A 9,797-nucleotide genomic window follows, 5' to 3' on the forward strand; every position below is an offset into this window, starting at 1 on the left:
GACGTTGAAGTCGAGGCATCCATCCACCCAAAACCATCAACCCAACACCGGCGCCCCAGCCGGCAAAAACCGCCCCCGCCCTGGCGAAGGTTCCAGGTACTTCCCATCCTCCACCAGCAATTCCCCACGCGAGAAGCAGTGCACCGGCCAACCGGTGACTTCGATCCCCTCGTACGGCGTGTAATCCACCGCATGGTGAAGCGCGGCATTGGCAATCCGCACCTTCTTCTGCGGATTCCACAAAGCGATATCCGCGTCCGCGCCCACGGCGATCGTCCCCTTTCTCGGATACAGGCCATAAAGCCGGGCCGGCCGATAGGACGTCAACTCGACGAATTGATGCAAGGAGAGCCTGCCCTTCGCAACGCCGTCGAACAGCAACGGCAAGCGCGTCTCGATGCCGGGAACGCCATTGGGAATATGATCGAAACGCTGCGCCGCGCCGCCCGGTTTCTTGCCCTGCGGATCGTCATAGTTAAATGGCGCATGATCCGATGAGAACACGCTGAACACCCCGTTGGCCAGTGCGCGCCAGACCGCGGCCTGGTTCTCCGGATCACGCGGCGGCGGGCTGCAGACGCACTTCGCGCCTTCATAGCCGTCGTCGCCAGTCCAGCCCATGTCCTCGGCCGTGAGATACAGATACTGCGGACAGGTCTCCGCCAGGATCGGCAGCCCCCTGCCCTGCGCCCAGCGGATCTGCTCGATCGCTTCCTTGCCGGATACATGGACGATCAGGATGGGCACATCGACCAGTTCGGCGAAGGTGATCGCGCGATGCGTGGCTTCGCGTTCCACCAGGGCAGGACGCGCCATGCCATGGAAGCGCGGCGAAATGCGCCCTTCCCCAACCAGCTTCTCGGTCAGCCACGAGATGCAGTCGGCGTTCTCGGCATGCACCATCACCAGCGCGCCGTTGCGCTTGGCCACCTCGAGCACGTCCAGCATTTCCCGGTCGGAGAGCTTGAGATCGTCGTAGGTCATATAGACCTTGAACGAGGTATAGCCCTGGCGGATCAGTTCGGGCAACTCGTTGCGCAGCACTTCGGGCGTGGGATCGGCCACGATCAGGTGGAAGCCGTAGTCCGCCACCGCGCGGCCTTCGGCACGGCGATGGTAGTCGGCCACCGCGGCCTTGAGCGAGCCGCCCTTTTCCTGCGCCGCGAACGGGATCACCGTGGTGGTGCCGCCGCACACGGCGGCGCGCGTGCCGGTGAAGAAATCGTCGGCCATGCGCATGCCGTCGGGCATGGGCTGGTCGAGGTGGCAATGGCCATCCACGCCGCCGGGCAGCGCCAGCAGGCCCGTTGCATCCATCTCGCGCGTGCCGCGCGGCAGGTCATGGCCCAGCACGGCGATGCGGCCATCGCGCACGCCGATATCGCAGGTGAAGCGATCGGCGGCGGTGACCACTTCGGCGTTGCGGATGACGAGATCGAGTTCGGTGTTCATGCGCCCTGCTCCTTCATTCCACTTCGGCAAACAAGCGGCCCCAGCCGCGCAGCGCGCGCGTGTCCACGCCGGCCAGCCGCAGCGATTTCCATACCACGGTGGAGATGGTGTCGTAGACGGGAATGCCGGTCTCGGCTTCCAGCGCCTGCGCCAGGTGCGCCGCGCGCAGGTTGGTGCAGAACGTGGTGATGGCCGCCGGCCTGTGCTGCGCCACTTCGCGCACCATGCGGCGGATGGTGTCTTCCTCCACCTCGGCGAAGCTGTAGTTCACGTGCAGGTCGAGATGGCGCTCGGCGGCGCAGCGGTAGCCGTTGCGCTCGTAGTTCTGCACGATGCGCTGCTGCACGTCGTCCAGGTAAGGCGTGACCAGGCCGAAGTCGCGCGCGCCGGTCTTGTCGAGGATCTCGTTGAGCGCCAGCACCGAGGTGGTGGCGGGGATGCCGGTGGCTTCGGTGATCTGGCGGCACAGCGCCTGGTCTTTCTCGAAGCCGAGCCAGCCGGAGGAGGTGCCGTTCCAGGCGATCACGTCCACGCGCGCGTCCGCCAGCAGCCTGGCGGCGCCGATGATCTTGTCCAGATCGAACTGGCCCAGCGCCTGGTCGCGCAGCGAGATCTCGGTGACGGTGAAGCGCGAGAAGTGCGCGCTGACGTTCGGCAGGCCGCTCACCATGGCGCTGGTGATGGGTTCCAGCGCGGTATTGGATGACGGCGTGAGCATGCCGAGAAGGGTGCGTTTGGTCATGGGAGTCGTGCTCTCGGGAGTTGGCGAGGCCGGCGCGCATGGTTGCGGCGAGCCGGTGCCTCGCTTTTTGTTGTCCGTTCTTTGCGGTTTTACTGTTCGGGCGCGCCGTTGAAGGCGAGGGCGGTGCCCGGCCCGGCTCAGACCGGCAGCTTCTTCTCGTAGTCGATCGCGGTGGAGGCGATCAGCAGGCCCACGCCGGCGGCGGCGAAGAACATCAGCGCCAGGAAGTAGGAGCCGGTGTACTGCACGATCAGGCCGACGATGATGGGCACGGTGATGCCGCCCACATTGCCGCCCAGGTTCATCACGCCGCCCAGGAAGCCCACCTTGTTGCGGGTGCCGAGGATGGACGGGATGCACCAGTACAGGCCGCACCAGCGCAGGAAGAACAGCGTGGAGGAGAGCAGGGCCACCACCACCACCGGATCCTTCACATAGGCCACCGAGAAGATCGACACGGTGGCGACCACGGCGGCGATGCCGAACAGGGTGCGCATCACCAGGTTGGGCGCGCCGCCGGCGGCCTTCCACTTGTCGGCGATCCAGCCGCCGATCAGCTCGCCGATAAAGCCGGCGAAGAAGATGATGAAGCTGGCGCCGCCCATCTGCTTGATGTCGAAGCCATGCACCTTGTTCAGGTAGTTGGGCATCCAGGTCAGCAGGCCGTAGAAGACGCTGTTGAAGCACATCCAGCCGATCGCCATGCACCACACCGAGCGGTACTTGAAGAAATCGAGCGAACGGCCGGACTGGTTGACCGGTTCGGCGCGGTGTTCGCTGGCTTGCGAGGCTTCTATATAGGCGGCTTCCAGTTCATTGACGCCACGGTGCTCGCGCGGGGAATTGCGCACGTAGTGCCAGGCCCACATGCCGGCCAGCACCGTGCCCACGCCGGCCACCACGAAGGCCAGGCGCCACGAGCCCAGCGCGGTGATCAGCCAGGTGATGATGATGGCGCCGAGCGCCGCGCCCAGCGGCGCGCCGCCGTCGAGCAGGGTAGCGCCGCGGCCGCGTTCGTTCTGCGTCATCCAGATGGCGTTGAGCTTGCCGCCGGCCGGGTAGATCGGCGCTTCGGCCGCACCCAGGCCGAAGCGGGTCAGCAGCAGTGCGCCGGCGCTGGTGCAGACCGCCGCCAGGGCCTGGAAGGCACCCCAGAAGATGGTGGCGGTGGCGATCACGATACGCGGCTTGTACTTGTCCGCCAGCATGCCGCCGGGGATCTGCATGACCGCGTAGGTCCAGAAGAAGCCGCTGAGGATCAGCCCCTGCATGGTGGGGCTCAGGTCGAATTCCTTGGCGATCAGCGGCATCGCCACCGAGAGCGAGGCCCGGTCGATGTAGTTGATGGCGATGAGGAACAACATCATCAGGAAAATCTTCCAGCGCACGGAGCTCTTCGTCTCCGTTAGCGCTGCGGCCCGGCTTGTCGTTTGCATGACGCTTGTCTCCTTTGGGGGAATGGTAGGGCGGTTTGAATAGTGTGTGTCGCGCAACTGGACCGGAGTATAGGATACGTAATCTGTAATTACAACTCATGTAAGTTGTTGATTTTTATATATTGCGTCCGCACAATTTTGGGATGTGTTAGCCTTCTTGTGGTGCATGTTCCCCATCCCGGTGATGTCTGTGACTCAAACGCTTCCCAAATCCGCGCGCCTGCGCACCCTCGGCATGTCGGCCGAAATCGCCGCCCGGCTGCGCACCATGATCGAAGAGGGCGAGCTGCCGCCCGGCGCGCGCATCGACGAACGCGCCTTCTGCGAGATGTTCGATGTCTCCAAGACGCCGCTGCGCGAGGCGCTCAAGGTGCTGGTGTCCGAGGGGCTGGTGCTGCATCGGCAATACATCGGCTACCGCGTGGCGGCGCTGGATCTCGACGAGCTGCGCGCCACCTTCGAGACGCTGCACGGGCTCGAGGCCACCGCCGGCGAACTGGCCGCGGCGCGCCTGTCCGAGGTGGCCATGGCGCGGCTGGAGCGCAAGCACCAGGCCATGCTCGACGCCCACGCCGCGGGGCGGCGCACCGAGTACTTCCGCACCAACCAGGAGATCCACCAGCTCATCATCGACGGCGCCGCCAATCCGGTGCTGGCCGGCATCTACGCCACGCTGATGAGCAAGGTCCACCGCGCGCGCGGCGCCGCCAATGCGGATATGCTGCGCTGGCAGGAGTCGTTCGAGGAGCACGAGGCCATCATGGCCGCGCTGCGCGAGCCGGGCCGCCCGCGGCTGGCGCAGGTGCTGCGCCAGCACTCCGAGAACACCGCAAAAGAAGTCCTTACCGTGGTCGCGCGGACCCTCTCCGAGCCCGCCGGCCGCACCGCCACCGAAGCCAAGGGGAAACGATGAAACTAGTACGTGTGGGTAAGCCTGGCGCCGAACGCCCGGGTCTGATCGATGCCGAGGGCCGCGTGCGCGACCTGTCCGGCGTGCTGGATGGCCTGGGGCCGCAGCAGCTGTCCGCCGAGGCGCTGGCGCGGCTGGCCCAGGTGGACCCGGCCACGCTGCCGGTGGTGCAGGCCGAGCGCTTCGGCGTACCCTGGAGCGGCATCGGCAAGATCGTGGCGATCGGCCTGAACTATGCCGACCATGCCGCCGAAGCCGGCATGCCGCTGCCGGCCGAGCCCATCGTCTTCCTCAAGGCCAACAGCTCGCTCAACGGCCCCAACGACGACGTGATGCTGCCGCGCGGCTCCGGGAAGACCGACTGGGAGGTGGAGCTCGGCGTGGTGATCGGCAAGGTCGCCCGCGATGTGCCGCGCGACCAGGCGCTCTCCCACGTCGCCGGCTACTGCGTGGTCAACGACGTATCCGAGCGCGAATTCCAGCTCGAGCGCGGCGGCACCTGGGACAAGGGCAAGGGCTGCGACACCTTCTGCCCGGTCGGGCCGTGGCTGGTCACGCGCGACGAAGTGGCCGACCCGCAGGCGCTGGGACTGTGGCTGGACGTCAACGGCGAACGCGTGCAGAAGGGCAGCACCGCCACCATGGTGTTCGACGTGGCCACGCTGGTGAGCTACGTCAGCCGCTTCATGACGCTGCACCCCGGCGATCTGATCTGCACCGGCACGCCGCCGGGCGTGGGCATGGGCTTCAAGCCGCCGCGCTTCCTCAAGGCGGGCGACGCCATGCGCCTGGGCATCGACGGCCTGGGCGAGCAGGGGCAGACGGTGGTGGCGTACGCCTAGGGCCATCTGGTCCGGTTGAACGCCAAGGGAAGGGCGGCCCGCGATGGGCCGCCCTTTTTGCGGTGCGCCCGGCAGGGCGCACTCACTTGAGGGTGCAAGTCCCTTACACACCCGGCAAGGGGAAGTGTTAGCCAGAGGCAAGGGTTCCCCGGGCGACTGGGGGTCTGAAGGAAGCCCGAGGCAAAGCGCTGGCCTGACGAACAGGAAGCGGATACGAGGCGCCGTATTGGGGTGAGGTAGCCGTAATTGCTGAAGCCCAATACTTGCACGGAACGATGCGGCGTAAATCCGACAGGCATAAGCATGAAGGTGAGTGCGTCATACCCGGGGAGATCTGCACCGCTGCCATGGTGCTACCGACGTCGAGAGGCGTCGGGATGGCGGTGCAGAAGTCAGCAGAGGCCATAGTAGGCGAGCGGTTGGCGGTGAAGGGCCGAACATGAACGAGCGCGATTAGGACGACAGACCTCGATGCTTACCGACGAAGCCCAAATGCACGAACGAGTGCAGCCCACAGCGGAGGACGGCAGGCGGAACCTGCCTGGGGCCGATGGGGGTGCGGAGGCTGGCACGGCGGCTGTCGGGCAAACGAAAGCGCGGGCGCCATCGCTGATGGAGGCGGTGGTCGAGAAGGGCAACATGTGGCTGGCGTACCGGAAGGTGGTCAGCAACGGCGGCGCGGCCGGGGTGGATGCCCTGGCGGTGACGGCGTTGCGCGACTGGCTGAAGGTGCACTGGCCGAGCGTCAAGGTGGCGCTGTTGACCGGCCAATACATCCCGCAGGCGGTGCGCGCGGTGGAGATCCCCAAGCCTGCGGGCGGGGTGAGGACACTGGGCATCCCGACGGTGGTGGACCGGCTGATCCAGCAGGCGCTGCTGCAAGTTCTCCAACCGATCTTTGAGCCGGGATTCTCCGAGTCGAGCTACGGCTTCAGGCCGGGGCGCAGCGCTCAGCAGGCGGTCTTGCAGGCACAGCGGTATGTGCGGGAAGGCCGGCGCTGGGTGGTGGACATCGACCTGGAGAAGTTCTTCGACCGGGTCAACCACGACATCCTGATGTCGCGGGTGGCGCGGCAAGTGAAGGAGGTCCGGGTGCTCAAGCTGATCCGGCGGTATCTGGAAGCGGGGCTGATGCGTGGTGGGATGGTCGAGGCAAGGAGGCAAGGCACGCCGCAAGGCGGGCCGCTGTCGCCGTTGCTGTCGAATATCCTGCTGACGGATTGGGACCGTGAGCTGGAGAAGCGGGGCCTCGCGTTCTGTCGTTACGCGGACGACTGCAATGTCTATGTGCGCAGCGAGACGGCAGGGCAGCAGTTGTTGGCCGGCATGACAGCATTCCTGGAGGAGCGGCTGAAGCTGCGGGTCAATGAGGGCAAGAGCGCGTGTGCACGACCTTGGGCGCGCAAGTTCCTGGGTTACAGCCTGACAGGGCAGCGTCAGCCGCGGCTTCGTATCGCGGCGGAAAGCCTAAGCAGGCTAACGGCCCGGGTACGGGAGTTGGTGCGTCCGGGGCGAGGGGGGAGCCTGGCCCATACGATTGCAGTGCTGAATCCGGTGCTGCGCGGGTGGATCGGGTACTTCCAATACACGGAAGCGAAAGGGGTGTTGGAGACGCTGGACGGGTGGGTGCGACGACGGCTGCGCTGCTTGCTATGGAGGCAGGCCAAGAGACGTGCTACCCGCACTGTGATGCTGCGTCGGCAGGGATTAACGAAGGATCGCGCGTGGCATTCGGCCCGCAATGGTCATGGGCCATGGTGGAATGCGGGGGCTAGTCATATGAACACCGCGTTCCATAAGCGCTACTTCGACGCCATGGGGCTGGTCTCGCTGCTTGATACCCAGCAGCGCCTGCAGTCTCGCTTGTGAACCGCCGTATGCGGAACCGCACGTACGGTGGTGTGAGAGGGCTGAGGGGGTGACCCCTCACCCTACTCGATTTGTGCGTCGTGTGTTTTGCGTCGTGCCGATGGCCGGGGCAAGTGCCTGGCGGGCGTCGCTTGTACCGCCAGCGATACCTGCTGCCATTCGCGCCGCGTTGAAAAGGCAGGCCCGCCATCCCCGTGCGCGGGTGGGGGTTGCCCCTGTGACCCTCGCGCGCGCAGGACCGTCCCCCGTTCGCAACAGTTGTTCCCCTGATTTCGCTACAAAGGGTTAAACCGTTTGCGCTCTGCGCCCAGCGTGAAATACTGTTTTCTATACGCTTCGAAACGCCTCGAAGACATAACGACATAACGAGTACTGCCATGTCAGAACACGCCCCCGAATTCGTCGAGTCCCTGCTTGCCGACTCGCCCGCTCCCGCCTCCCGTTCCCAGCGCTTCTGCGAACTCGCCGACACCGCCGGCAGCCGGGCCGAGCTGGAAGCGATCCGCCACAGCATCCACCAGCATCCCGAACTCGCCTTCGACGAAGTGCGTACCGCGGAGCTGGTCGCCACCCGGCTGGAAGGCTGGGGCTACCAGGTGACGCGCGGCGTCGGCGGTACCGGCGTGGTGGGCACGCTGCGCCAGGGCGATGGCCACCGCAGCATCGGCGTGCGCGCCGACATGGACGCGCTGCCCATTCACGAGCGCACCGGCCTGCCGTACGCCAGCATCCACGCCGGCAAGATGCACGCCTGCGGCCACGACGGCCACACCACGGTGCTGCTCGGCGCGGCGCGGCAACTGGCGCGCACGCGCAACTTCGATGGCACCGTTCACCTGATCTTCCAGCCTGCCGAGGAAATCGGCTCCGGCGGCGGCGCCGAACGCATGCTTGCCGATGGCCTGTTCGAGCGCTTCCCATGCGATGCGGTCTTCGGCCTGCACAACCACCCCGGGGTGGAGGCCGGCACCTTCATGTTCCGCGCCGGCCCCTTCATGGCGGCCTGCGACACGGTCGCCATCACCATCCGCGGCAAGGGCGGCCACGCCGCCCGGCCGCACCAGTCGATCGACCCGATCCTGGTCGCGGGCAGCCTGGTGATGGCGCTGCAGAGCATCGTGTCGCGCAATATCGACCCGAACGAAACCGCGGTGGTCACCATCGGCACGCTGCACGCGGGCCATGCGCCCAATGTGATCCCGGAAAGCGCGAAGCTGGAGCTGAGCGTGCGTTCCTTCAGTCCCGACGTGCGGCGCACGCTGGAGAACCGTATTCGCCGGCTGGTGGCTTCCCATGTCGAGGGCTATGGCGCGGCCGTGGAGATCGACTACATCCGCGGTTACCCGGTGCTGATCAATAGCGAGCGCGAGACCGAGTTCGCGCGCCAGGTGGCCGAAGAACTGGTGGGGCCCGACCGGGTCGTGGCGAATTTCCCGCTGATCGCGGGGAGCGAGGATTTTGCCTACTTCCTGCAGCAGCGGCCGGGGTGCTTCGTGCGGATGGGGAATGGGGCGGGGCAGCCGTTATTGCATAACCCCGGCTATGACTTCAACGATGAGAACCTGACGGTGGGGGCGGCTTATTGGGCCAGGCTGGTGGAGAGGTACCTGGAGGGGTGAGAACTGGGGCAGACACCGTCGTCATTGCAGATGGTCCTGGCGCATCGGGATCGGCAACGACGCCGCAGCGCTCGCTGGCGCACCAAGAACCTCACTTGAAAAACCCGCTGGGCGGTACCCCGAACTGCCGCCTGAACATGGTGGAAAACGCGCTGGGACTCTCATACCCGAGATCCAGCGCCACATCCACCACCTTGGCCCCGGCGGCCAGCCTTTCCAGCGCCGCCAGCAGCCTGGCCTGCTGCCGCCATTGCCCGAACGTCATCCCCGTCTCCCGCGCAAAGCGCCGCTGGATGGTCTTGGGATCGACCCCGAGCCGCTCGCCCCATTGAGCCAGCGTCAGCGCCGTATCCGGTGCGCCAACGATGGCCTCGCAGATCTGCCGCAGGCCGGCGTCGGCGGGCCGGGGCAGGTGCAGGGGCAGCGTCGGCACCAGCATCACCTCGTCCAGCAGCAGCCGCATCAGCCGCCCGTCGCGGGATTCGGCGCTGTAGGGGGTGGGAATGTCGATCGCGGCGAGGATGAGTTCGCGCAGCAGGGGCGTGATGCCCAGCACGGTGCAACGGGTCGGCAGGCTGGCGGCGGCGTCCGGGCGGATATAGGCGGTGCGCATGCGCACATGGCCGACCATGCGGATCCAGTGCACGGTACCGCCGGGCATCCACATGCCGCGCGTGGGCGGCACGATCCACTGGCCTTCGGCGGTGGCGACCACCATGACGCCATGCACGGCGTGCACCAGCTGCGCATTCGGGTGCTGGTGCGGCCTGGTGACATGGCCCGGCTGATAGTCGGCCGCCATGGCCGTGACGGGCATCGGGCTGCGGTCGTACTTGAGGTAGGCGGGCGATCCGGAGTAGGTGTCGGCCCGGCCGCCACCGGCGGCATCCCGTGGCGGCCGCGTGGCGCTGGCGCCTCGCGGTCGCG

General features: G+C 66.5%; 8 protein-coding genes. 4 read left to right on the top strand and 4 right to left on the bottom strand.

Features of this window, described 5'->3' with window-relative positions; translation table 11 throughout:
* Positions 1-36: 36 nt before the first annotated feature.
* The 3 genes from hydA to P3W85_RS39155 form a co-directional block, all read right to left on the bottom strand.
* Positions 37-1,452 (bottom strand): dihydropyrimidinase, encoded by a 1,416-nt coding sequence (gene hydA, locus P3W85_RS39145; RefSeq protein ID WP_276268751.1) that lies wholly within the window; start codon positions 1,450-1,452, stop codon positions 37-39.
* A 13-nt stretch (positions 1,453-1,465) separates the two neighbouring features.
* A complete protein-coding gene (locus tag P3W85_RS39150; protein ID WP_276268752.1) occupies positions 1,466-2,194 on the bottom strand; it encodes a maleate cis-trans isomerase family protein in 729 nt (242 codons plus the stop codon).
* A gap of 137 nt (positions 2,195-2,331) precedes the next feature.
* On the bottom strand, positions 2,332-3,630 hold the full coding sequence (locus P3W85_RS39155) for an MFS transporter (RefSeq protein WP_276268753.1): 1,299 nt from the start codon (positions 3,628-3,630) through the stop codon (positions 2,332-2,334).
* A 184-nt stretch (positions 3,631-3,814) separates the two neighbouring features.
* Between P3W85_RS39155 and P3W85_RS39160 the strand changes: the two genes are divergently transcribed.
* The 4 genes from P3W85_RS39160 to P3W85_RS39175 all read left to right on the top strand — a co-directional run bounded on the left by P3W85_RS39160 (position 3,815) and on the right by P3W85_RS39175 (position 8,870).
* Positions 3,815-4,543 (top strand): GntR family transcriptional regulator, encoded by a 729-nt coding sequence (locus P3W85_RS39160; RefSeq protein ID WP_276268754.1) that lies wholly within the window; start codon positions 3,815-3,817, stop codon positions 4,541-4,543.
* Entirely contained in the window at positions 4,540-5,382 is an 843-nt protein-coding gene (locus P3W85_RS39165; RefSeq protein WP_276268755.1) for a fumarylacetoacetate hydrolase family protein, read from the top strand. Before P3W85_RS39160 ends, P3W85_RS39165 begins: the two co-directional genes overlap by 4 nt.
* Positions 5,383-5,853: 471 nt before the next feature.
* Positions 5,854-7,251, top strand: a complete 1,398-nt coding sequence (ltrA, locus tag P3W85_RS39170; RefSeq protein WP_276268756.1) for a group II intron reverse transcriptase/maturase — start codon at positions 5,854-5,856, stop codon at positions 7,249-7,251.
* A gap of 377 nt (positions 7,252-7,628) precedes the next feature.
* Complete coding sequence (locus P3W85_RS39175; protein WP_017228776.1) at positions 7,629-8,870, top strand: M20 aminoacylase family protein; 1,242 nt, start codon at positions 7,629-7,631, stop codon at positions 8,868-8,870.
* Positions 8,871-8,961: 91 nt separating this feature from the next.
* Here P3W85_RS39175 and P3W85_RS39180 read toward each other — a convergent pair.
* Positions 8,962-9,797, bottom strand: an 836-nt coding sequence (locus P3W85_RS39180) for an AraC family transcriptional regulator (RefSeq protein WP_276268757.1), incomplete at its 5' end; no start/stop codon positions are given.

This window comes from Cupriavidus basilensis (genome assembly GCF_029335485.1).
Lineage (GTDB): Bacteria > Pseudomonadota > Gammaproteobacteria > Burkholderiales > Burkholderiaceae > Cupriavidus > Cupriavidus basilensis_E.